The organism is Hydrosulfovibrio ferrireducens, assembly GCF_046883345.1.
In the GTDB taxonomy this organism is placed as follows: domain Bacteria; phylum Desulfobacterota; class Desulfobulbia; order Desulfobulbales; family Desulfurivibrionaceae; genus Thiovibrio; species Thiovibrio ferrireducens.
Genome location: NZ_JALKCW010000013.1, coordinates 104,038 through 128,294 on the forward strand (window position 1 = coordinate 104,038; position 24,257 = coordinate 128,294).

At 58.9% G+C, this 24,257-nt stretch carries 20 protein-coding genes; 13 read left to right on the plus strand and 7 right to left on the minus strand.

Annotated elements, in window-relative coordinates; all coding sequences use genetic code 11:
* Window positions 1–164: 164 nt before the first annotated feature.
* The 4 genes from MWR57_RS06290 to MWR57_RS06305 all read right to left on the minus strand — a co-directional run bounded on the left by MWR57_RS06290 (window position 165) and on the right by MWR57_RS06305 (window position 5,923).
* Window positions 165–776 carry a response regulator gene (locus MWR57_RS06290; RefSeq protein ID WP_423123950.1) on the minus strand — a complete coding sequence of 204 codons (612 nt, stop codon included), beginning with the start codon at window positions 774–776 and terminating at the stop codon, window positions 165–167.
* Window positions 773–2,839 carry an ATP-binding protein gene (locus MWR57_RS06295; protein WP_423123951.1) on the minus strand — a complete coding sequence of 689 codons (2,067 nt, stop codon included), beginning with the start codon at window positions 2,837–2,839 and terminating at the stop codon, window positions 773–775. The genes MWR57_RS06290 and MWR57_RS06295 overlap by 4 nt, the downstream gene beginning before the upstream one ends.
* Window positions 2,840–2,978: 139 nt before the next feature.
* Entirely contained in the window at window positions 2,979–4,757 is a 1,779-nt protein-coding gene (locus tag MWR57_RS06300) for a chloride channel protein (RefSeq protein WP_423123952.1), read from the minus strand.
* On the minus strand, window positions 4,754–5,923 hold the full coding sequence (locus tag MWR57_RS06305) for a deoxyguanosinetriphosphate triphosphohydrolase family protein (RefSeq protein WP_423123953.1): 1,170 nt from the start codon (window positions 5,921–5,923) through the stop codon (window positions 4,754–4,756). The genes MWR57_RS06300 and MWR57_RS06305 overlap by 4 nt, the downstream gene beginning before the upstream one ends.
* A gap of 323 nt (window positions 5,924–6,246) precedes the next feature.
* Here MWR57_RS06305 and glgP point away from each other — a divergent pair, with 323 nt between their 5' ends.
* From glgP to MWR57_RS06350, 9 genes are all read left to right on the plus strand, one after another.
* Entirely contained in the window at window positions 6,247–8,790 is a 2,544-nt protein-coding gene (gene glgP / locus MWR57_RS06310; protein WP_423123954.1) for an alpha-glucan family phosphorylase, read from the plus strand.
* Window positions 8,791–9,086: 296 nt separating this feature from the next.
* Window positions 9,087–10,082, plus strand: coding sequence for a histone deacetylase family protein (locus MWR57_RS06315; RefSeq protein WP_423123955.1), 996 nt, complete (start codon window positions 9,087–9,089; stop codon window positions 10,080–10,082).
* Window positions 10,061–10,726, plus strand: coding sequence for a CBS domain-containing protein (locus tag MWR57_RS06320; RefSeq protein WP_423123957.1), 666 nt, complete (start codon window positions 10,061–10,063; stop codon window positions 10,724–10,726). The genes MWR57_RS06315 and MWR57_RS06320 overlap by 22 nt, the downstream gene beginning before the upstream one ends.
* 22 nt (window positions 10,727–10,748) lie before the next feature.
* The gene (locus MWR57_RS06325) at window positions 10,749–12,854 is read left to right on the plus strand and encodes an acetate--CoA ligase family protein (RefSeq protein ID WP_423123958.1); all 2,106 of its coding nucleotides are present in this window, start codon (window positions 10,749–10,751) and stop codon (window positions 12,852–12,854) included.
* Window positions 12,851–14,722, plus strand: a complete 1,872-nt coding sequence (locus MWR57_RS06330) for a bifunctional acetyl-CoA hydrolase/transferase family protein/GNAT family N-acetyltransferase (RefSeq protein ID WP_423123959.1) — start codon at window positions 12,851–12,853, stop codon at window positions 14,720–14,722. The genes MWR57_RS06325 and MWR57_RS06330 overlap by 4 nt, the downstream gene beginning before the upstream one ends.
* Window positions 14,723–14,772: 50 nt before the next feature.
* The gene (locus tag MWR57_RS06335) at window positions 14,773–15,573 is read left to right on the plus strand and encodes a response regulator (RefSeq protein WP_423123960.1); all 801 of its coding nucleotides are present in this window, start codon (window positions 14,773–14,775) and stop codon (window positions 15,571–15,573) included.
* Window positions 15,574–15,650: 77 nt separating this feature from the next.
* The gene (locus MWR57_RS06340; RefSeq protein WP_423123961.1) at window positions 15,651–16,070 is read left to right on the plus strand and encodes a response regulator; all 420 of its coding nucleotides are present in this window, start codon (window positions 15,651–15,653) and stop codon (window positions 16,068–16,070) included.
* Window positions 16,071–16,181: 111 nt separating this feature from the next.
* Window positions 16,182–16,556, plus strand: coding sequence for a response regulator (locus MWR57_RS06345; RefSeq protein ID WP_423123962.1), 375 nt, complete (start codon window positions 16,182–16,184; stop codon window positions 16,554–16,556).
* Between the two features lie 186 nt (window positions 16,557–16,742).
* Window positions 16,743–18,026 carry a class II fructose-bisphosphate aldolase gene (locus MWR57_RS06350; protein WP_423123963.1) on the plus strand — a complete coding sequence of 428 codons (1,284 nt, stop codon included), beginning with the start codon at window positions 16,743–16,745 and terminating at the stop codon, window positions 18,024–18,026.
* A 217-nt stretch (window positions 18,027–18,243) separates the two neighbouring features.
* Here the strand turns inward: MWR57_RS06350 and MWR57_RS06355 are convergent, their stop codons facing one another.
* Together MWR57_RS06355 and MWR57_RS06360 are read right to left on the minus strand one after the other, a co-directional pair.
* Window positions 18,244–18,720 carry a hypothetical protein gene (locus tag MWR57_RS06355; protein WP_423123964.1) on the minus strand — a complete coding sequence of 159 codons (477 nt, stop codon included), beginning with the start codon at window positions 18,718–18,720 and terminating at the stop codon, window positions 18,244–18,246.
* A 41-nt stretch (window positions 18,721–18,761) separates the two neighbouring features.
* Window positions 18,762–19,079, minus strand: coding sequence for a P-II family nitrogen regulator (locus tag MWR57_RS06360; RefSeq protein ID WP_423123965.1), 318 nt, complete (start codon window positions 19,077–19,079; stop codon window positions 18,762–18,764).
* A 205-nt stretch (window positions 19,080–19,284) separates the two neighbouring features.
* On the opposite strand from MWR57_RS06360, the gene MWR57_RS06365 reads away from it, so the two are divergent.
* Complete coding sequence (locus MWR57_RS06365) at window positions 19,285–20,181, plus strand: AEC family transporter (RefSeq protein ID WP_423123966.1); 897 nt, start codon at window positions 19,285–19,287, stop codon at window positions 20,179–20,181.
* Here MWR57_RS06365 and MWR57_RS06370 read toward each other — a convergent pair.
* Entirely contained in the window at window positions 20,077–21,981 is a 1,905-nt protein-coding gene (locus tag MWR57_RS06370; protein WP_423123967.1) for a YgiQ family radical SAM protein, read from the minus strand. The genes MWR57_RS06365 and MWR57_RS06370 overlap by 105 nt on opposite strands.
* Before the next feature lie 147 nt (window positions 21,982–22,128).
* Between MWR57_RS06370 and MWR57_RS06375 the strand changes: the two genes are divergently transcribed.
* From MWR57_RS06375 to MWR57_RS06385, 3 genes are all read left to right on the plus strand, one after another.
* Window positions 22,129–22,632 (plus strand): Crp/Fnr family transcriptional regulator, encoded by a 504-nt coding sequence (locus tag MWR57_RS06375; protein WP_423123968.1) that lies wholly within the window; start codon window positions 22,129–22,131, stop codon window positions 22,630–22,632.
* Window positions 22,633–22,756: 124 nt separating this feature from the next.
* On the plus strand, window positions 22,757–23,782 hold the full coding sequence (locus MWR57_RS06380; protein ID WP_423123969.1) for a helix-turn-helix transcriptional regulator: 1,026 nt from the start codon (window positions 22,757–22,759) through the stop codon (window positions 23,780–23,782).
* 22 nt (window positions 23,783–23,804) lie between these two features.
* Window positions 23,805–24,221, plus strand: coding sequence for a hypothetical protein (locus MWR57_RS06385; protein ID WP_423123970.1), 417 nt, complete (start codon window positions 23,805–23,807; stop codon window positions 24,219–24,221).
* The last annotated feature ends 36 nt before the right edge of the window (window positions 24,222–24,257 follow it).

Sequence of the window (24,257 nt, forward strand, 5' to 3'; positions counted from 1 at the left end):
CCTACCGCTTGGGTTACCGCTTGGGTTGCAGAATTGCAGAACCCTATCACATGGCATCCCTCAAGCACAATACGGAAAAAATACGGGGCATTCCCCTGCTTTCCGCACAGGAAAAAAATTCACGAACAGACAAAAGATAGTACGCTCTTGCCGGATACACCTCCCTATTTTTTGTGGGCAGACTGGTAGGATTCCAGCTCCTGCATGGCCTTCTCGTAACAATCCGGACAATAGGAATGCGAAGCCAGAACCCCGGCTTCCCGTTGCATATACTCCTCGACGCTCAGCCAGTCACCGCTGCCAGGCTCTTTCCCCTTGTCGTTTCTGATTTTCTTGCATACCGAGCAGATGGGCAAAAAACCTTCATAGACCTTCAGGCGTTTTTTCATCTCCTGTTTTTCAAAACAATTCCGCAGGCGCAGAGCCAGATCCGTAAAGGCATAGGGCTTGAGCAGATAATCATCAGCCCCGTTTCGCAGGGCTTCAATGGCAGAAGAGATATCCCCAAAGCCCGTGAGGATGATCACCCCGATCTCCGGGCTCCTGGCCTTTGCCCCTTTGAGAACTTCTATTCCCGATATTCCTTCCATGCACAGGTCGGTCAGCACCAGATCGTAGTAATTTTCCTGCAAGGCGGCAAGCGCGGTTTTCCCATCGGCAACCGCCGTGGCGCCATATCCCATTTCCTCGATATCCCGGCGCAGGGTGCAACGGATGATCTCTTCATCATCGACCAGGAGGATGTTTTTCCGCCATTGGCCAGTTTTTTCTTTCATGTCCGCCCCTCCACCGGCAAAAGAACGGTAAAGATGGAGCCGATGCCAATGGCACTCTCAACCTCGATTGTTCCGCCATGCCTGGTCACGATACCGTAACTTACCGCCAGGCCAAGCCCGGTGCCCTTGGCCGCTGACTTTGTGGAAAAAAACGGTTCAAAAATCCTGGGTTGATCTTCTTGGGCAATACCGTGGCCGGTGTCTTGGAACTGCACCGCGACAAATCCTCCCCTGCCCTCGGTTCGCACCGTTATTGTGCCGGTTTTACCGGTTATAGACTCCTCGGCGTTGGTGAGAAGATTCAGGAAAACCTGCTTGAGCTGATCCTCCACCGCCTGGACCCTCGGCAATGACGAAGCGAATTCCTTAAGCAGCGAAATCCCCTTGTTCTTGAGGTTCTTCCGGCAGAGCAAGAGAATATCCTCCAGGGCGGCATGCACATCCACCCGGGTTTCTATGCCGCTGGTCGGCCGGTTGAAACTTTGCAAATCCTTGGTGAGCTTGGCAATGCGCTCGCATTCACGGATGGCAAGTTCCACCATCTGAAGATTTTCCCCTTCCAGGCAGCTTTGCCGCTTCAAACCGTCCAGCACATTGCGAATCCCGCAGATGGGATTATTGAATTCGTGGGCGATGGAAGCGGCCAGCTTGCCCACCGCGCTCAACTTCTCCGCATGGAGCAACTGCCGGTGAATTTTTTCTATCTCCGCCGTGCGTTGACTGACCCGCTCCTCCAGCAATTCCCGCAATTCCCGTTCCTGGTTCTCCTCGCTCTTCCTCTCCGAAATATCCGTGCCGATACTGAGTTTTACCCGAAGATCGCCAACCCACTTGATAACCCGGTCATGGTGCTCATACCAGCGTCCGGTTATGCTGTTGCAATTTTCCCAGACGTAAACGCCGCCGCCCCTGTCCCGCGTGACGCCGTTGATGGCCATTACCTTTTCGTTGCTGCAAAAATCGCAAGGCCCGTCCTTACCGCACTGCATGACTGTCCAGCATATCCGCCCTGCCCCTTCCCCGAAGGTCTCCCGGGCATGACGATTCATAAAAAGTATTTCATAGCTGGTCATGTTGACCACATAAATAATGGCGTCAAGGCTGTCGAGCACGGTAAGCAGCCTACTATGCGCTCTGGCCAGGCTCTTTTCAACCTTGGTCCGCTCGACAATCTCCTTCTGCAACCGTTTGTTTGTCTCGGTCAGGCTGAGGGTCCGCTCCTCAACCAGCCCGGAAAGATGCTCGCCATACTCCCGCATCCGCGCTTCATCCTCCTTGCTCTTGGTAATATCACGAACAAGGGCGAGGATCGCCCCGTTTTCGTCTTCCGGAATGGAAAGAAAATGGAGCAGGAGTCGCTTGTGCCCGAGAAGAATTTCCTCATCCTCCCCGACATGAACAGAATGATGATTAACATTCTCAACCAGATGACGCACCGAGGAGGCATACGGCTCTTGAAAAAGGCCGGGGAAATTCACGCCCAAGATCTTTTCTTCCGGTTGCTCAAACAAATCCACGGCGCTGGCGTTTACATAGATGATCTTCTGCTCTCGGGTAATCCGGACCACGCCTTCGGACATGTGATCAAGAACCAGCTCCAGATGCCGTTGCGAATGCAAGAGTTCCTTGGTGATTTCCCGCTGACAGATCCCCTCAAGCCCGAAAATCCGCGGCTCCCACTCCCGCGTTGCCCGTTTCCCGGAGTCGGCGATGAGTTCCTGCACATGGAGGAAGATATTCTTGACCGACCCTTTGGCAATGCAGGCATCGGCGCCGTAGGAAAGAAAATCCGTTTCCCCTTCGCTGACAATGGCGGAAAGGATTACCACGAAAACATCCTGAAGATGGGGCATGGCGCGAACAATGCGGCACAGCTTGTCCCCGCTGATGTTGGGCATGACCAGGTCGATAAACATGATGTCCGGGGTAAAATCGTCTAGGACATCAAGAGCGGAAAGGCCATCCTGGGCAACGCGCACCGCATGCCCCTCCTTTTCTAGAAAACTGGAAAGGAGTTCAAGGATGAGCGGGTGGTTGTCCACCACCAGAATCTTTTTGGGCATGGGGCGCTTCTCCCGTCTGACAAACGCCTGAGAACAGCCTTCCCTCTCAGAGAAACCAAAAAATAGAAAAACTGTATTTTGATTATAGGAGTCCTTGACCAGGAAAGTCAAAGAACAAAAAACGCCTAACCAACCCTCGCTATTCCGCGGAAACAGAGGAAACCGGGGCAACCCGTTCGCTGATTCCCCTCCGGAGGACCTCTTTGTTGTACGCGGCGATGACCTCGCGGCGCTTGAGCATCCCCACCACCCAGCGGTTATCCTCCGCTTCCACCACCGGAATCTCTTCCAGTCCCTTGGCATCAAAGAGGGCCATGGCGGTGTGGAGGTTGTCTTCCGGCGTGAGCACCACCACCTTGCGGGTGCAGATATTGCCCACCCGGGCGGAAAGCCGCAACTCCTCGTCGTGGAGAATGCTCTTCACATCCTGCAACGAGACAACCCCGGTCATCCTGCCGCTTTCATCCACCACCGGAAAATAGAAGCTGTCCCTGGCCATGCTGAAGATGGTCAGTAACTGGTCCACATTGGCCTGCTCGCTGATAAAATCCACATCCTCGCTGATAACCCTGCCGACCTTGATGGACTTCATCACCGAGATCTCCCTGCCTTCATGGAGATCGATGCCGTCGCGGCTGAAATCCACGGTGTCGATGGAATCGGGATTCAGGCGGGAGGCCACCACGGTGCCGATGATGCTGGAGAGCATGATGGGGATGATGATGAGGTAGTTGCCGGTCATCTCAAAGAGCAAAAAGATGGCGGTGAGCGGCGCATGGGTGGCGGCGGCAAGAAAGGCGCCGATGCCCACCGCGGCATAGGCGCCGGGATTGGCGGTATACTGGGGCAGCAGGGAATGGGCCGCGGAACCGAAAGCCCCGCCGGTAACGGCGCCGATAAAAAGCGCCGGAGCAAACACCCCGCCCGCGCCGCCGGAGCCCAAGGTTAGGGCGGTTGCCGCGATCTTTAAAAAAATCAGCGCGACCATCACCCAAAACACACCGTGCCCGGCAAGCACCTCTTCCAGATAATGGTACCCGTCGCCCATGATCTGGGGAAAGCCCATGGCCAGCACGCCGAGCCCCAGGGCGCCGACCAGGGGCTTGAGTTGCGGATGCAGGGAGAGCGCGGCAAAACGGTCGCGGATCGTATAAAATACATGGATGTGCAATACGGCCACCAAGCCCATGACCACGCCCATCAGCGAATAGAGCGGGATCTCGATCAGGGAATTGACTATTTCATAGGCGGGGATGGGAAAGGCGGGAGAGCCGCCATAGTACCCTCGGGAAACAACGGTGGCCATGGCCGAGGAGATCACCAGGGCGGCAAAGGAGCCGATTTCGTAGGTACCGAGCAGAACGATCTCGGCGGCGAAGAAGACCCCGGCAATGGGGGCGTTGAACATGGCCGCCACCCCGCCGGCGCAACCGGCGGCGATAAACACCTTCATCCGGCTGCCGGAAACCCGAAAAAACTGGCCCACCTGCGAGCCCACTGCTCCGCCCACCTGGGCAATGGGCCCCTCGACCCCGGCGGAACCGCCGGAGCCGATGGTGAGGGCGCAGGAAAGGATCTTGAGGGGAATGGTGCGAAAGCGGACAATGCCGCCCTCCAGATTGACCTGGCGCAAGAATTTCGGAAAGCCGTAGCCGTTTATCTCGCCGGGAAACAGCAGGGAAAGGGGAATGAGCAGCACCATGCCGCACAGGGGAATCAGCGGCAGGAGCAGGAGATACAACCCGCCTTGCGCCACACCGAGCAGTTCGGAGCCGCCGACAAAAATCGTCTCGTGGACCAGACCGACGGTGGTGCGAAAGAGGATATTCGCCGCCCCGGCCATCAGCCCGATACAGGCGGCAATGGCGAGAACCCGAAAACTCTCCCCCGGCAGGATTCTTCTGATTTTCGTTTTCATGTTTTTTCCGGGGTCTCGCAACCCAACCGCCTTGCCTGGCGGAGAAAATACTTGTCGGTCATTCCGGCGATGAAATCCCGCGCCAGGGCGGCAGGCTGCCTGCCCTCGACATACTCCCGCCCCTGTTCATGCAAAAAATTCGCAACCATTTCCCCATGATGCTCCGGCCTGGCAAATTGGTCAAGGCAGGACTCGAACAACACCTTATAACAGGTGGTAATCTTGGCCAGCCCCTTCTTGATGGCCGGGTTCAGGTAGATCCGTTCGTAGTTGAATCCCTTCATCGCCTTCAGCCCTTCGGAAACCTCCTCGCTGAAGGCGATGGCTCCATCCTCGATGCCGCCCGCAATCAGGTCGGTAACCAAACGATAAACAATGCTGCCGTTGGTCCGGCCGAAGAGCTTCTGGCAGCGCAGGGGAATATCCTCCCGGCTGATGAGCTTCAATTCGATGGCATCCTCGATATCCCGGCCGATATAGGCAATGGTGTCGGAAAACCGGACCACGCAGCCTTCCATGGTCATGGGAATCAGCTCATGGCGAGGATCTTGCCCCTTGGCCGCGCCATGCCGGTCAAGGTCGGCAAAGGTCTTGCCGCGCTGGGGCGCAAGTTGGCGATTGTGGATCTCCCCATCGTGGCACATGATGCCGTCCAGGGTTTGCAGAGTCAGGTTCCACCCCCTGCCCTGCCGTTCGATGCGCTCCAGAAACCGGACGCTTTGCAGATTATGCTGGAACGAAGGCAGCCCATGCCCGCGGCACAGGGCGTCCAGAACCTTTTCCCCGTCATGGCCAAAGGGCGGATGCCCGATATCATGGCCCAGGGCGATGGCCTCGATGAGATCCTCGTTCAGCCGCAGATAGCGGCCGATGGTCCGGGCGATTTTTGAGACCAACTGCACATGCAAGACCCGGTGGGTGATATGGTCGTTCCTGACCATGTAAAAGACCTGGGTTTTATCGATATACCGCGTATAGGCATGCGAATGCAGAATCCGGTCGCCATCCACGGCAAAGGCTTGGCGGTGGTCCTCGGCCTGCCCGTCCTCAAGGCGCCGCCGAAGGCCATCCTTGCTCAGGCTGGCAAACGGCGACAAACGCTCGGCCTCCAGGGCGTCCAACTGATTTTTCAAGGCAAGCAAATGCGGGGTGGCAACATGGCGCATGGCAGGATGATCCGATGGTGTCGTAAGTTAAAAGATAGTGAAGTATATCCCAGCAATCCCATCCACACAATGCCTTGTCGTGATTACGCTGCAATCAGCCTCCCAATCGCACACAAAAAAAAATCATCCGGCAGGCTGGATCGATTCCACAAAAGATATCAAGGCTGCATACCTTCGTCCCGTAATCCCGCTTTCCCTTGACAAGGCACGCTGAATTGCCGGAAAATACAAGACATTGAGACCCACTACACCATCAGACGGCACAACGCCATCGTCTTTGCTTCTCCCTAACAGGCAAGCAGAGAAGGCTTGGAGGAAAATCCATGACCAAGAAAATACCGGTCACCAAGTTGGGTTACAGTTTTTTACCCACGGACATCGCGGGATTTGATTCCTTGACCGAGCTTGCCTTGGATATGCGTTGGTCATGGGATCATGCCACCGACGAGGTGTGGCGGCAGCTTGATCCGGTGCTGTGGAAACTGACTCATCATCCTTGGGATATCCTGCAGACCGTCTCCAGGAAGAAGATCCAGGAAGTGCTGGCCGATCCGATCTTCCGCAACAAAATCGATGCCCTGGTGCAGGCCAAAAAACAGGCGGAGGAGGCGCCTGCGTGGTTTCAACACGGCCATCCCGAAACGCCCCTGACCTGTGTGGCGTATTTTTGCATGGAATTCATGTTGAGCGAAGCCCTGCCAATCTATTCTGGCGGCTTGGGCAATGTGGCCGGCGATCAGCTCAAAACCGCCAGCGATCTGGGCGTTCCGGTGGTCGGCGTGGGGCTGCTCTACCAACAAGGCTATTTTCGCCAGGTGCTCGACAAGGACGGCGCGCAACAAGCCATTTTTCCGTACAACGATCCCGGGCAATTGCCGATCATCCCCTTGCGGAAACCGAATGGGGAGTGGTTGCGATTAGAGATCGCCTTACCCGGGTACTCGGTCTGGCTGCGTGCCTGGCAGGTTCAGGTCGGTCGCGTGAAGCTGTATCTGCTGGACAGCAATGACGCCGCGAATTGCCCCACGCATCGGGGCATTACCAGCGAATTGTACGGAGGCGGACCGGAGTTGCGGCTGCAACAAGAGCTGGTGCTCGGGCTCGGCGGGTGGCGGTTGCTCCGCGCGCTCGGCCTCCAGCCGGAAGTCTGTCACCTCAACGAAGGCCATGCGGCCTTCGCCGTGTTGGAACGCGCCCGGGATTTCATGGCGGAAACAGATCAGCCTTTTGACGTGGCTCTGGCCGTTACGCGAGCGGGCAATCTGTTCACCACGCACACTGCGGTGGCGGTCGGCTTTGATCGCTTTGCTCCGGCCCTTATAGAGCAGTACCTTGAAGGATACGGGGCAAAGCTCGGCCTTACCCTGGACAACCTGCTGGCGCTCGGTCGCCGGAATCCGGATGATCCGTCTGAGAGTTTCAACATGGCCTATCTGGCGATCCACGGGAGCGGGGCGGTCAATGGCGTAAGTCGTTTGCATGGGCAGGTGAGCCGACATCTCTTTGAGCCGCTCTTCCCGCGCTGGCCCGAGGAGGAAGTGCCCATCGGCCACGTCACCAACGGAGTTCACATGCCGACCTGGGACTCCCCAGAGGCGGATGACCTGTGGACGGAAACCTGCGGCAAGTGCCGCTGGCTGGGGACAACGGAAACCCTGGGGCACGAAATACGCCGCGTCTCCGACGCCAGACTCTGGCAATTTCGCTTCGACGCCAGCCAATCTTTTGTGGCCTATGTGCGCGACCGCTTGTCGAGACAGTTGACTGCCTCCGGCGCCTCGCCCGAAGAGGTGGCGGAGGCGGGACATTTTTTTGATCCCAACGTGTTGACCTTGGGTTTTGCCCGTCGCTTCGCCGCCTACAAACGACCCAATATGCTGCTGCACGATCCGGAGCGGCTGCTGCGCCTGTTGACTCATCCGCAACGTCCGGTACAGCTCATTATAGCTGGCAAGGCCCACCCTTCCGACTTGGAAGGCCAAGCCCTCATTCGACAGTGGACGCAGTTTATCCGGCATTCCGAAGCCCGCCGGCATGTGGCCTTCCTCAGTGACTACAACATGCTCTTGAGCGAGCACCTTGTCCAGGGGGTCGATGTCTGGATCAACACACCCCGGCGGCCATGGGAGGCGTGTGGAACCAGCGGCATGAAGGTGCTCGTCAATGGCGGCCTCAATCTCTCGGAATTGGACGGCTGGTGGGCGGAGGCCTACACCCCGGAAGTGGGATGGGCGCTGGGTGACGGCAAGGAGCACGACAGCGACCCAGACTGGGATGCAGTCGAAGCCGAAGCGCTCTACTCCCTCCTTGAGCAAGAGGTGATCCCCGAGTTTTACAACCGTGACCGGAACGGTATTCCTGTTGCCTGGGTCGCACGCATACGCGAGAGCATGGCACACCTGACAACTCATTTTTCCAGTAATCGCACGGTACGCCAGTATACCGAGGATTACTATCTCCCTGCCGCCGCGGCCTACCGTGAGCGCGCCACGGATCAGGGGAAAATGGGGGCACAGATAGTGAACTGGCGGGACGGCCTGGATCGAGGGTGGAGCAACCTGCGCTTCGGCGAGACAAAGATTACGCAGAAAGGGAATCGGCATGTCTTCGAGGTTCAAGTCTATCTGAACGGCCTCGACCCGAATGCGGTACGGGTCGAGTTATATGCGGAAGGAGGCAACGGCTTTGCGCATGTGCGCAAGGAGATGACCCGCGGGCCACAATTGGTTGGCGCGGAAAACGGCTACGTCTATGGCGCCCAGGTTCAGGCAAAACGACCGGCCCAGGACTATACAACGCGCGTGGTGCCGCACCGCGCAGGCATTGCGGTTCCTTTGGAAGCCGCCCATATCCTGTGGCAACGATGAACGGGGAGGAATTGGCAGCCATCCTTTCTGAGGTCCTCGCGGTCGTCGCCATCGTGGCAGTGGGTGACGAAAGATTACACTCTCCCGGCATTCCCTCCGTTCAATGCCATGTACAATGCTGTATCGCCTTTGCGCAAGAATAGGCCTGCAAATTTCCACCTGAGCATTTTCCCCGTGCGATTTTCACATAATTAGGTAACAATACCTAGAGGGCCTATACTCGTAACTTTGTGCCCAAGGCTCCCTTCACCCTAACCCTCCCCCGCCAGGGGGGGAATTTTTCGGAAGGATACCCTGTGCCTGTCTCCCGCCCGATAACCATTGTCACCCATCCCCTGTATCTTGCCCACGACACCGGCGGCGGTGAGCATCCGGAAGCGCCGAACCGCCTCACTGCGTTGCTGGCCAAGCTGCAGGCCTCGCCGCTCAAGGACCGGCTCACCATTATCGAACCCCGCAAGGCGGAACGGTGCTGGCTGACAACCTTTCATGCCGAACATTACCTCTTTCGCCTGGAAGAGTGCGCCCTTTCCGGCAAGACCCATATAGACCATCCGGACAACCAGCTTTGCTTTGAATCCTACGAGGCTGCTCTGCTCTCGGCGGGAGCAGGTCTCACCGGCATCGACCTGCTCGAAGGCGAGGAAAATCTGGTGTTCTGCGCGGTGCGCCCCCCTGGGCACCACGCGGAAAGCAACCTGGCCCTGGGTTTCTGTTTTTTGAACAACTGCGTGGTGGCCGCCCGTTACTGGCAGCAGCAGTATGGCCGCAAGCGCATTCTGATCCTCGATTTTGACGCCCATCACGGCAACGGCATCCAAAGCGCCTTTGAGGAAGACCCTGACGTTTTTTACCTCAGCCTGCACGAGCATCCCACCTTCAGCTTTCCCGGTAGCGGCTATGCGGAAGAAGCCGGCACCGGACCGGGGCGCGGCGCCACCCTGAATATCCCCCTGCCTCCCGGGGCGGACGACCAACTGGTGCTCAACGCTTTTGCCCGAAGGGTTGAACCGGCCCTCGCCGCCTTCGCACCGGAACGGATCATCGTGGCCGCGGGTTTTGACGGACACCGCGACGATGACATGTCCGGCCTTGCCTACTCCACGGAACTCTACGGCAGGCTCGGGGAACACCTGGCTGGTTGGGCGAAAAAATTCTGCCAGGGCAAGCTGTTGTCCATTCTCGAAGGCGGCTATCACCTGGAAAGCCTGGCCGACAGCACGGCCACCTATCTCACCGCTTTAAGCAACCACAGTATTGAGGAAGAACCATGTTCATCACCCAGCACATGACCAGAAACCCGGTGACTATTTCCCCGGAAACCACTCTCCCCGCGGTGCGGGAAATTCTCGGAAAGGGCAAATTCCGCCATCTGCCGGTGGTGGATGGCGAAAACCGGTTGATCGGCATTGTCACCGACCGGGATCTGCGCTCCGCCGCCCCCTCCTCGGTGCTTCCCAAGGAACGGCTCAAAGCCTGCCATTCGGAATTCGATCAGACCCCGGTGAGCGCCATCATGAGCCGCGCCTTTTTCACCCTGACCCCCATGTCCACCCTGGACGACGCCCTGATCCTCCTCGACCGGGAGAAGATCGGAGCCCTGCCCGTGGTGGATCAGGAGCAGCGGGTCATCGGCATGTTTTCCACGCGCGACCTCATGGCTGCCTATCGCCGCCTTTTCGGCCTGGGCGAACGGGGCAGCGCCATGATCGTGGTGGAACACGACGGCAAGCGCAAACCGCTTTCCCGCATCGCCAAGGTGCTTGAGGAACACAGCATCCGCTTCACCCGCCTGATCCGCACCGAACCGGAGGAGGCCGCGCCGGAACGCATCTATCTGCGGGTCAACACCTACAATATCAGCGCCGTGCACCAAGCCCTGGGCGAGGCGGGCTTTTCCGTGGTCCTGCCGAAAATCCCCGAATTTATCGGGTAGTAATCCTTTACAGGAAAACATTATGCTCACCCCGCTTTTCTATCCCGAATCCATCGCCGTGCTCGGCGCCTCCCGCACCCCGGGCAAGGTCGGCCACGATATTGTCGCCAACCTGCTGGCCGGCAACTATGCCGGACGGATCATCCCGGTGAATCCGGCCGCCCCGGAAATCCTGGGCTTGCCCTGCCTGGCCGAGATCAAAAAGACACAAGAAAAAATCGATCTCTGCATCATCGCCCTGCCGAGCGGCATGGTTCTGGAGGCGGTGCGGGATTGCCTCGAGGCCCGGGCCGGGGCGATCGCCGTGATCAGTTCCGGCTTCAAGGAAACGGGCGCGGAAGGCGCGGAACTGCAACGCAGGATCGCCGAACTCTGCCAAAGCCACAAGGTGCCCCTGCTTGGTCCCAATTGCCTGGGACTGATCAACACCGAGCACCGGATGAATGCTTCCTTTGCCAGCCGCATGCCGCAACCTGGGTGCATCTCGGTTATCTCCCAGTCCGGCGCCATCTGCACCGCCCTGCTGGACCTGGCCGCCGCCCGCCATACCGGCATCGCCAAGATGGTGAGCATGGGCAACAAGGCGGACCTCAACGAAGGTGATCTGCTGATCGCCCTGGCCGCCGACCCGCAAACCAAGGTGATCATCGCCTATCTCGAAGACATTGCCTGCGGGGACGAGTTTGTCAAGGCGGCCACCGAGGCCTCAAGCAAAAAGCCGGTGATCATCTTGAAAGCCGGCACCACCGTGGCCGGGCAGAAGGCCGCCTCCTCCCACACCGGGGTGCTGGCCGGAGAGGAGATCGCCTATGGCGCAGCCTTCATGCGCTCCGGGGTCATCCGGGCCGACAACTTCGAGGCCCTGGCCGATTATGGCGCTCTTTTTGCCATGCAGCCACTGCCCAAGGGCAAGCGGGTGCTGATCATCACCAATGCCGGCGGCCCGGGCACCATGGCCGCCGATGCCGTGGAAAAAGCAGGGATGACCGTGGCCACCCTGGACCGCAACACCGCCAGCGCTCTGCGCCAAAAACTGCCCAGTGCGGCCAGCATCGGCAATCCCATCGATGTGCTGGGCGATGCGGAACCGGCCCGCTATGTGGCCGCCCTGGAGGCGGCCCAGGAAGACGAGGCCGTGGACGCAATAGTCATCATCCTCACCCCCCAGGCCATGACCAAACCGGCGGAAACCGCCCGGGCCATTGCCGGCTGCCACAAGGGAGACAAACCCGTGGTTGTCGCCTTCATGGGCGGGGCCGAGGTCATGCCGGGCCGCGATGAGCTGGTGGCCGCGGGGCTGCCCGATTATCCCTCCCCGGAACGGGCCGTGGCCGCGCTCAAGGCCATGGCGGAATACAGCGCCTGGCGCAAGCGCCCGCCCAGGATGGTGGCCCGCTTCCCGGTAAACCGGCGCCGGGTGGAGCGCATCATCACCCGCCGCTTGCGGACCAACCGACTGCAGATCGGCGAGGTCAAGGCAAAGAGCATCCTGGCGGCCTACGGCTTCCAGATTCCCCAGGGGTATCTGGCCACCAATGTGGACGAGGCCATGGAAATAGCCGAGCGCATCGGCTATCCGGTGGCCATGAAGATCGTTTCCCCGGACATCATCCACAAATCCGATCTCGGCGGGGTGAGGCTCAACGTGACCAGCGGTGATGCGGTGGCGGACGCCTACGACCTCATGATGCTCCGCATTGCCCAGCGGGCGCCGGAGGCCTGGATCGAAGGGATCTATGTGGAAAAGATGCTCTCCCGCGGCCTTGAGGTAATCATCGGCATGAACCGCGACCCCCAATTCGGCCCCATGCTCATGTTCGGCTTGGGCGGCATCTTTGTCGAGGTAATGAAGGACGTCACCTTTTATCTCGCGCCCATTACCAACGAAGAGGCCATCCAGATGCTGATGAGCACCCGCTCCTACGAAATCCTTAAGGGAAAACGCGGCCACAAGGGCGTGGACCTTGCCGGCATTGCCAACGGCTTGCAGCGGATCAGCCAGTTGACCACCGATTTCCCGCAGATTGCCGAACTGGACATCAACCCCTTCATCGTTGGGGAAACCGGCACCGAGCCGGTGGTGGCGGATGCGAGAATGACCTTGCAGAGCTTTGAGGTGGCGCGATGAGCAATGCAAAGAATTACGATCCCGACTGGCAGGAAAAATACAGCGACATGATCGCCACGCCTTACCAGGCGGCAGCCAAGATCAAGCCGGGCCAGCGGGTCTTCATCGGCACGGCCTGCGCCGAGCCGGTCTTGCTGGTCAAGGCTCTCACCGAACGGGCAAGCGAGCTGGCCGACGTGGAGATCATCCAGCTCCTGACCAAGGGCGATGCCCCATACGCCAGCCGCGGCCTGGCCGACTGCTTTTCGGTGAACAGCTTTTTCATCGGCGCCAACATCCGGGAGCACATCCAGCAGGGACTGGGCAACTATACCCCCACCCTGCTCTCCGACATTCCCCAGTTGTTCAACTCCGGCCAGCTCCCCATCGACGTGGCCCTCATCCAGGTAACCCCCCCGGACATGCGCGGCAAGGTGAGCCTGGGCGTCTCGGTGGACATCGTCAAAAGCGCGGCGGAAAACGCCTCCCTGGTGATCGCCCAGGTGAACCCCTTGATGCCGAAAACCCTGGGCGACAGCTTTCTCGACATCTACGACCTCGACATTCTGGTGCCTGCGGCAAGCCCCATCATCGAACGGGAATCCACGCAAGTGTCCGAGGACACCCGCCGCATCGGCGAGCATATCGCCGCCCTGATCGAAGACGAATCAACGATCGAATTCGGCATCGGCCGCATTCCCCACGCCCTGGTGGAATTTTTGCGCGACAAGAAAAACCTCGGCATCCATACGGAAATGCTCACCGACTCCATCATCGACCTGGTGGAATCGGGCGCTGTTACCGGCAGCCGAAAAACCACGGACAAAGGGCGGATCGTGGCCAGCTTCTGCATGGGCACCCAGCGGCTCTACGACTACATAGACAACAACCCCCTCTTCTGCTTTAGGCCCACGGAATATGTGAACGACGCCCACATCATCGGCAGGCAGCACAAGATGGTCTCCATCAACATGGCTCTGGAAATCGACCTCACCGGCCAGGTCTGCGCCGACTCCCTGGGCTCCCTCTTCTATTCCGGCATCGGCGGCCAGGTGGACTTCAACCGGGGCGCAGCCCGCTCCATCGGCGGCAAGCCCATCATCGCCCTGGAATCAACGGCCAAGAACAAGACCATCTCCCGCATCGTCACCCGGTTAACCCCGGGGGCCGGGGTGGTCACCACCCGGGGCGAGGTGCATTACGTGGCCACGGAATACGGCATTGCCTACCTGCACGGAAAGAGCGTGCAGGAACGGGCCGTTGCCCTGATCAGCATCGCCCACCCAAATTTCCGGGAACAACTCTTCCGGGAGGCCATCGAGGCAAAATATCTTCGCCAGGATCTCGGCGAGGTGGAAGGCCGCTTCATGATCGCCTCCCAGGAGATGAACACCACCATGCTGCTCGAAGACGGCACCCAGATCAATTTCCGGCCGGTGCATCTCACCGACGAGCCCCGGATGCGGGATATCCTCTACGCGTTATCCCAGGAAACCCTCTATTACCGCTTCATGACCCACAGCCAGCGCTTCGGCCACAAGCAGATCCAGAACTTCGTCTACATCGACCACCGCAAGGACGCCGCCATTGTCGGCACCGTGCCCGAGGCGCACGGCGAGGAGATCATCGCCATCGGCCGCTACTACCTGGACGAAAAAACCAACCGGGCCGAGGTGGCCTTTATCGTCCGCGACGAATGGCAGAACAAGCGGATCGGCTCCTTTCTCTTCCGGCATCTGGTCACCATCGCCAAACGAAACGGCATTGGAGGTTTTTCCGCCGAGGTGCTCCGGGACAACAAACGCATGCAGGCCATCTTCCTCCATTGCGGCTTCACCGTGAAAAGCAGCCTGGAGGAAGACGTTTACAGCTTCCAGATCGATTTCTGATCGGCTATCATGTCCACGGGGGGGTAAAAATAAAGGCTACGGAGGGAGAGATGGTTTCCCCGCTTGCGGAAAATGATACCCAAAAAAACGTCAGAATCATGGTGGTCGAGGATGTGGATTTCAATCTGGAGATCCTCACCGCCATCCTTGCCGAGCGCGGCTGGCAGGCAGTTACCGCCACCAGCGGCGAAGCCGCGCTGGAGATCCTTGCCGCGGATTGCGATTTCCAGATCATTTTGATGGATATCGGCTTGCCCGGCATTGACGGGCTTGAAACCACGCGCCGGCTCAAAGAAAAACCGGCTTGCCGGGCCATTCCGGTTATCGCCCTCACGGCCGACAGCGCGACCGAACGGAAACGGTTTTTAGCCGCAGGGTTCGACGGGTATGCGGAGAAGGACTTCGACCCGGACCAGCTTTTCGCGGCCATTGAAACGCACCTTGCCCCTGCGGGCGGCACCCGACGAAAGCCTGCGCCTGCCGTCACGCCCCCCTCAACGCTTCTCGACCTGGATTTCGAGGCCCTGCTCGCCACCTACGGTGACGAAACTCTCCTCTGCCGGATAGCCAAGGCCTTCTTTGCCGACACCAACACGGAGCTCCAGCGTCTTGACAAGGCTATGGCCTCGGGTGACCGGGCGGGGATACTGGCCTGCTGCCACAGCCTCAGGGGCTCGGCCGCAATCTTTACCGCAAAAAAGCTCGCCACGGTGAGCAAAGAGCTGGAAGACTGCATCCACCAGGGAAACAAGACCGGGATTGAGCCGGCCTGGCACAGGGTGGTCGCCGCCCATGACTTGCTGCGCGAAATCGTAACACATCGACTCACCATGACGTGGAATAACCAATAGCGCTGAACAGCCACCCCTTGATTTTCAACCACGGGGATCCCGTTTCCCGCCGCGAAAAAGAATCCCCGAAGGCATGCATGCATCCAGATTATTCAAGCATCCTGATTGTCGACAATGCTGAATTTATCCGCATGATTGCGCGGTTGCGCCTGGAGGGGGCCGGAGTTGCGCCCAAAAACATCCATGAAGCGGAAAACGGACAGGAGGCATACGACCTTGTGGTCGCACAGGGAATACCCAACATCCTCTGCGATTATGAAATGGCGGTTATGGATGGAATACAATTGGCCACCAAACTCCTCATTACGGAGCAGCGGCAGGATATTCGCTTTGTCCTCTTCAGCGGCACCCCCCTGGCAAAAATCACGGCAGCGCTGGCCGGAACCGGGTTGAATATTCCGGTTATCCCCAAAACACGGCTCAGGGAAAACTGGCATGCGGCAGACTTCATCAGCGCCTGGTTTCCGGAACTGACCACCACCCTGTTACGGCAATAAAGAAAATGCTGTTCATTCCCAAACCTGCCGATATGTATTATAATAACAATACGCAAAATTGACCGATTCCCGCTTCCGGACCACAAAGCCTGTATCCCTCGGGGGGGTTGCATGAAGATACTCATCGTCGATGATGAAATAACCGCCAGAACCATTCTCAAGAATCACCTGCTCCAACATATGCCGGGGTGCCAGCTCATTGAGGCGGCAAACGGCACCGAAGCAATATTTCGCTACCTCAAATACCAGCCGGATATCGTTCTCCTCGATCTCGTCATGCCGGTGGTGGATGGCGAAACCTTTCTCACCATCATTGAGGACGCCTTCCAGAAGGGCTTTCTCAAAAAAGAGCCAAAGGTCGTCGTCATCACCAGCTTCGACGACCCGGGCAAACTGCTTGAGGTTTCAGGCAGGCCGTCGGTGGAAACCGTTATCCCCAAGCCCATCACCCAGGCCACCATCGAACGGCTGAAAACCCTGCTGTGATTTGCGGCTCTGGCTGTGTTCGCCCGGGCCTGCTATTCGCTGTCCCGAAAAGAGCAATTGCTCCATTTTCCTTCCCGCATTCTCCCCTTGATTTTTTTGATGACGCTTTCCTTGTATCCACTATAATACGCCAATACCCTCGGACATAATCCAAAAAGACTACCAGCACAGCAAGGAGGTTTCCTTATGTCTGTCTCCCAGGCAGATTTTGCAAAGGCTCTCGCCGTCGGCCGGCCGCCCAATATTGTCAAGCTCTTCCCTCACTCCCAGGCGCTGATCGTCAGCGGCAAGGTCATCGACCGGGCCTTGCGAACCAAGGGTAAAGCCATGACCATCGCGGCCAACGGCCGCAACAACTTCATCATCCGCGGGGCCCTGCTTGCCGCGCAACGGGCCAACGCCGCGATCATCATCGAAATCGCGCGTTCCGAGGGCGGGGCCAACGCCTACTGCCCGGTGAATTACTGGAACATGGCCATGCAAGTGGACCAGGCCATGAACGAGCTGGGTATCACCGTGCCGGTGGCCATCCATGCCGACCATTACGGAATCAAGAAGGAAACGGACCTTGATTTCGCCAAGGTGGAGATCCCCACCATCTTCGAGGCGGGCATCACCTCCATTGCCATCGACGCCTCGCATCTGCCGGACGACAAGAACCTTTTAACCAACCTGGCCCTGGCCCAGTTGGTGCCGGATTGGGCAGGGCTTGAAACCGAAATCGGCGAAATCAAGGGCGACCAAGGCCTTTCCACCCCGGCGGAGGCGCTCTTCCTCATCCAGGGGCTCAACGCCCACAACATCTTCCCCGACTGGATCGCCTTGAACAACGGCACCACCCACGGCATCGAGGAAAGCGGCCAAGGCATCCAGGTGGGGCTCACCGCCGAAGTCCATGCCGGCCTCGCGCCGTATCATGTCTCCGGCGCCCAGCACGGCACCTCGGGCAACAGCTCAGAAAGGCTGCGGGAAATCGCCGCCAAAACCTCCACCACCAAGGCCAATGTGGCCACGGCCCTGCAGATGGTTTCCTGGGGCTTGCAGGTGAACGATTACGGCAATGCCATCCTGGACGCGGACGGCAACTTCATCAAGGTGAAGGATGCCGGAGTCACCGAGAACATGTGGCGGGAGATGGTTGGTTACGCCGAGGCAAACGGCTGGAAAAAGGGCAACTACAAGAGCCTGAACCTGCCCTTTGAGCCGAAGCTCATGGGCCAGCCCAAAGCGGTCCGGGAACGGATGGTGCGGCGGGTGGAGGAGTTTGTCTACAATCTGCTGGTCAACGTCTTCAACGCCCAGGACAGCGCGCCTCTGGGAATCAAGGCCATTATGGAGAAAAACTCATACGACATGGGGCCCAAGGTCGGCCGCATTGAGGATCCGGCCCAATGGACCGGAGAAAAGATCGCCCACCGGGCAGCAAGCCTCGGTACCGACAAAGGTCCGGCCGGTGATTTCGACGATTGATCCCAGACAAAGAACCCCATTTCCCTGTAGCCACTTACGCCGCTGGTCCCGTGACCAACGGCGTTTTTTTTGAAGTCTGGTGAAACTCTTGCAAAATGCTTTGTTATGCTTCGACGGGCTCAGCATGAACGAAAGAAACTATAATGATTTCAGAAATATACCGTTCTCCCTGAGCCTGTCGAAGGGGATTTCCCTCTTTTTTTGCAAGAGGCTCTGGTTACAGAACAAATCCACCGAGCCAGAACACCGCCATGCATGCAAAGGGCAGAACACTATAGGAAAGCAGGACATCTTTGATCGGATAGTTGAAGTCGAAAATGCGCAGACTGAAGGCCGCGCCGTACAGCCAGGCGTACAGGACAACAGAGAGGGTGCCTCCGGCCTCCAGCCAGAGATTCACCCCGGGATTATCAAACCAGAAGAGCAGCGAGGCCAGGCTCATGGCGCAAAGAAGAAGCTGCGCCAGTCCATTCACCACCTTGGCCATTATATAGAGGATATTAAAAAAACCAATTCCGCCGAAAAGCAGCGACGCGCAGACCAGGGCGAGAGCCCCGAGCAGGCCGGAAGCGAGAAACACTGTTTGATGGGCGGCAAGGAGGGCGACCAACTGGGCAAGCGCCTCGGAAGAGGTGAGCTCGGCGAGATGGAGAACCGCAACCACGCAGCCGGAAATAAAGAAATATCGGCCCATCTATGCACACACCATATGCGTTGATCCAGCCAGCCGGGAACTCATTTGTCCACAAAGCCGATGGCGCGGTCAAGTTTATGGAGGAATGCGAAACCCTGCCCTTTTTTCTCAAGGCCGGCCGCCTTGACCACTGCGTCAAATACCGCGTCGGTCTGTTCATTCTTGGTGATGATCAGAATGATTTCCTTTTCCGGCTTGATGAACATCCCGGCAAAGCCGAGTTTTTCGCGGATGCCGGTCCCGCGGCCATAATAGAGGGTCGCCCCTTCCGCGCCGGCTTGCATGGCCGCCTTCACCACCCGGTCTGCCTCGCCGCGCTGAACTATACAGGTTATCAGGTTCGGATTCACATTTTCCATACATCCCCCTTCTCTGCTGAAATGCCGAAGCGGCATCCCAGAACGAAATTGACACCGGTCAATTTCCAAAATATAGTGCGGTTGTAAGATTAAGTATCGAGCGGCCACAAGTTGTTGTCAAGAAATCTTGGCCTCCGCGCAAAAAAATATCCTTTCCCGGGGAGGTTGCTTCCCCTGTTTTTTCCGAGAGCCTCGCAACCCAGTCATGGAAAATTTCATTCTCACGGTTTCCTTTTTGCTCATGGGCATGGGATTGCGCCGTCTTCCCAGTTTCCCCAAGGAAACCGCGCAGGTGCTCAACCTGTTTGCCATTACCCTTTCCCTTCCGGCCCTTATCCTGCTCAAGGTCCCGCAGCTTGCTTTTTCCGGGGACATCCTTGTACCGGTCATCATGCCCTGGGGTATGCTCGCCGCTTCCGCCCTGATGATCATTGCCCTGGGCAAGTTTCTCCGCTGGGAAAAAGAGAGCGTCGGCGTCCTTCTGCTTCTGATTCCCCTGGGCAACACCTCCTTTTTCGGCATTCCCATGGTTCGGGCTTTTTTCGGAGACGAGGGAATCCCCTACGCTCTCCTCTATGACCAGCTTGGCTCGTTCCTGGCCTTGGCCACCTATGGGGCCGTGGTGCTGGCCCTCTATGGCAGCGGGAGTAAACCGACCCCTGCCTCGGTGCTTACCCGGGTCGCGAGCTTTCCGCCATTCATCGCCCTGATTGTGGCCCTTGCCAGCCGCTCCCTGACCTTCCCCCCGCCACTGCTGGCCTTGCTCAACGCCCTGTCCGGGACCCTCGTCCCGGTGGTCATGGTCGCGGTCGGCTTTCAACTCACCCTGCGCCTCAGCCCGGAAACGCTCAAACCCCTGGGGGCAGGACTGAGTATCAAGCTCGTGGTTGCGCCGCTGATCGCCCTGCTCTTCTGCCGCATCCTGGGGCTTGACACCCTTGCCGCCCGGGTGGCCGTATTCGAGGCAGGGATGCCGCCCATGGTTTCCGCAGGCGCTCTAGCCATCATGGCCGGTCTTTCTCCGAAGCTTACCGCGGCCCTGATCGGCCTTGGCATCATTCTTTCCTTTATTACCCTGCCGCTGCTCTCCCGGCTTCTCTGACCGACCGCGCGCTGCCCCGGGCCGCATGTGGCCCGGGCCCGGAGGTTGCCGGCTTTTTCCTGGCGAGCTCGCAAGATCATCACCCTGGAACCCCAAGGCCTGGCGCTGGGCGCGCCGTTCGCTGTCCTTCTTGGCCACGGGAAGTGGCGCCATTTTCTCGCAATCCAAGCCCGTGACATACATGGCCGTGGAGATCGTTCCCGGCGTGGGGGTGAAATCCTGAAACTGCCGGGGAGCGAGACCGAGCGCGGCAAGACGCACCGCCATCCTCTCCATGTCGGCAAGGGTGCAGCCAGGATGCGAGGCAATCAGGTAGGGGGTGAAATGGAAACTCTTCCCCGCTTTTTTGCCGATTTCCCGGCACAGGGCGAGGAATTCCTCCAGCACCGCGGAACCGGGCTTGTGCATGAGCCGCAGCACCTTGTCCTCGGTGTGTTCCGGCGCAATCTTCATCGCCCCCGGAGTATGGTGCAGCAGGAGTTTGCGCAACAACCGCGGCGTCCTGCTCAACAGCTCCATCCGCAACCCGGAGGAGACAAAGAGATGCTTGACCCCGCCGCATCCTTCCACCGCCTCCAGCAGGCCAAGCAGCGCCTGCTCGTCTATCTTCATGAATTTGCACACCTTGGGATACAGACAATCATGACGGGTGCATGGCTGCGGACTGCTGCAGCCCGTGCCGTACAGGTTGGCGGTGGGGCCGCCCAGATCGCTGATGGTGCCGGAAAAATCCTTCCGCCCGGCAAGCCGTTGCGCCTCCTGCACCACGGATTCCTTGCTCCGGCTGATGACCTTTGGCCCCTGGTGCCGGGAGATAGCGCAGAATGAGCAATTGCCGCAACACCCGCGGACAATGGTGATCGAGTCCCGGATCATCCGCCAGGCCGGGACATCGCCGCAGGCAGGATGTGGGATGCGGCTGAAAGGCAGGCTGTACAGCCCATCCAGTGCCGCCGTATCCAGCGGCTGGGCAGGCTGGTGCTGCACCACCCAGGCGGCCTGCTGGTACTGCAGCAGAGGCGCATCATTATATGCCCTGGCCTGACGGTCCACAATCAGCTCCGCCTCAAGGAAAAGGGGCAGCTTCGCCTGAATTTCCGCCCAGGAAGGCAGAACCAGAGGCGCGGAAATCCGGCGGGCCGCCATTTCCTTGTGGCTCAACCGTTCGCAGGTGCCGGGAATACCGGCCAGATCAAGGCCCTTGGCAAGCCGGGCCGCCACCTCCAGCACCGCTCGCTCTCCCATGCCATAGATCAGGAGATCCGCCTTGGCGTCGGTCAAAACCGAGCCCCGCAACCGCTGCTGCTGATAATCGTAATGCACGAACCTGCGCAGGGACGCCTCGATCCCCCCCAGAACAACCGGCACATCCGGAAAAGCGGCCTTTGCAAGATTGCTGTACAGAATGGTGGCCCGGTCCGGCCGCCGGCGCAGCTTTTTTTCCGCCTGATCGCCGAAATAGGGGTTGCCGCCCGGGGAATAGTCATCGCGGTCCCGGACCTTGGCGTTGCCGCTGTAATTGGCCACGACCGAGTCCAGGTTGCCCGCGGTTATGCCGAAAAAAAGGCGTGGCGCGCCGAATTGCCGGAAATCATCGGGGAGATGGTGACGGGGCTGGGAGAGAATGGCCACCCGGTAGCCGTTGGCCTCGAGCAGGCGGCCGATCAGGGCCACCCCGAATGAGGGATGATCCACATAGGCATCCCCGGTGACCAGGACCACATCAACCTGCTTCCAGCCTCGTGCAGCCATCTCCGCCCGGGAGGCCGGCAGGAAGTTGCCTGTTGTTTCGTGCGCCAAGATTTTTTCTCCTCTTCCCGGGAAATGAATTGAGCCGGGATCCCTTCTGTTTATAATCCAATTCCATTATGATATAAAGTAGACACTGTGGGGCAAGCAGGTTTTGCCTTCACCTGCACCATGGACCAACATACCGGAGACATCCCCATGCAGGAATCCCCCTATCTGGAAGGCCGCGGCTTTTTGGTGGACAAGTTGCACCGGCTTCCCTTCCTCGGCTCGCTGAGCGAAAAATACATCAAGCATATTCTGCGCCTCAGCAAGATCCGGACCTTTGAAGACGGCGAAATCATCACCCCGGAAGGGGCGTACGACAACTGGGTCTACATCCTTTTTTCCGGGGCGGTGCGGGTGGAAAAACACGGCAAGGAGATCGCCAGGATAGAAGAGATCGGCGGCGCCTTCGGCGAACTGGCCGCCGTCGACGGCAAGGCCCGCTCCGCCTCGGTGCAGGCCATCGGCCCCACGGTTTGCCTGGCCATCGACGCCTCCTTCATGAGCGAGGCTGCCGAGCCCTTGGAGCAGGCGCTTTTTGTCTCCGTCATGTACCGCCTGTTCACCGAGGTCATTGCCCAGCGGTTGCGCGCTTCAAACGAGGAGCTGGTCAGGGTGCGTTCGGAGCTTGACCGGCTGAAAAAAAACCAGCGATAACTCCCCGGCCCGGGGTTGCGGTATATTTCCGCTCAAGCCACAAGGGGCTTTTGCTTCCCTTGAGGATTTGGTAGTATGCCGCTTCATTCGTCACCTCCGAAACTCAACCTGTAGGACACCTGGTATGGATTCAACAAAGCCCTTGGCCGGCGGCGTCCCCATGGTCAACATCGACGGCGCCAGAATCCGGCGGCTCCGGGAAGAAAAAGGGTTAACCCAGCTCTATGTCGCCACGGTGGTCGGGGTCACCACCGATACGATTTCCCGCTGGGAAAACCGCCGCTACCCCAACATCAAAAAAGAAAACGCCCTCAAACTGGCAGAAGCCCTGGAAACCCAGGTGGCTGACATTGTTGACCACGGTCAACCCGCATCTCCAACAGAACCTTCATCCCTCCAAAGTTCCGAACCGCCCAAGCAAGACGAGCCCGTGCCCCAGCCCCCCGAACCCGAGCCCCCTCCAGCCCTTGCCCCGGCAGCGCCGCAAGCCGCATCGTTTAAAGCCCGTTTCGCCTCTTTCCCCGTCCCTGTCCGGCTCGCTGGTTTTATCCTGCTTGCCCTTGCGATTCTCGCCATCTTGCGGTGGTATGGGCCAAGCGAAGGCGAGAGCCAGGTGGCGGCCTACAGAATCGTGCCGGAACACGCAACCCCGGGCATTCCCTTTCCGGTTGTCATTGAGGTGACAACCAGCGCCACCAGGCCGTTTTCCCTGATTCTCAAGGAAACCCTGCCCCCAGACTGCATCCCGGCTCAGGGCAAACCGCGGTTTGTCTCCCAGGCAAGCGACCCACCGGTTCTCAAGTGGATTGACAAGATCAGCGGCGAGCAGGCGGTGTACAGCTATCTCGCCAAGCTCCAGCCGGAAACCGAGATGGAAACCGCCCATCAATTCAGCGGCGGCGTCACGGTCCGCTCGGACGACAATCCCAGCATCCCCATTTCCGGAACCGACTCCCTGCAGGCGAGCCCCTTTCATTGGGCGGACAGCAACAGCGATGGCCGGATAGACGACGAGGAGCTGCTTTCCGTGTATGAGATATACGGAGGAATTGAAGGGTTGCAGTTCGGCAAAAAACTGATCGAGGAGATCTGGACCGCCAAAGGCTACAGATGGAACCAGGAGACGCGCGGCTATGATATTCTCCAATGATCATCCACCAGGAGGAACACACATGACGGCTACAAAACACCATTCCCGCCCGCCTGGCTTGCTCTTCCTGGCATTGTTCCTGTTGTTGGCCATGCCGATGCCCCTGCGGGCGGGCGAGGCTCTGGTAAGCGGCCAATACTTGAGCAGCGGTGGGCAGGACATCCAGTTACGGATCACCGTTGCCGGCCCAGCCCCCAGCACCCTGATTGTCATCCAGAACCTGCCACCCGGCACGGCAATCGAAACTGCCTCGCCCGCTTTCCATCAGTACGATGCCAATAAGGGCGAGGTGAAATGGCTGCTGACCAAGGTCAGCCCGGGAAGCTACCTCCTGAGCCTGCGCCTGTTGCGTCCCGTGCCAGATGGCGCGATTAGCGGGGAGATCCGCTACAAGGATCCGGCCAGCGGACGGCTGACCCATCTGCCGATCAGGCCATGAGTTGCCGCGCGCCTTGCACTACCCGAAAGGCGCGCC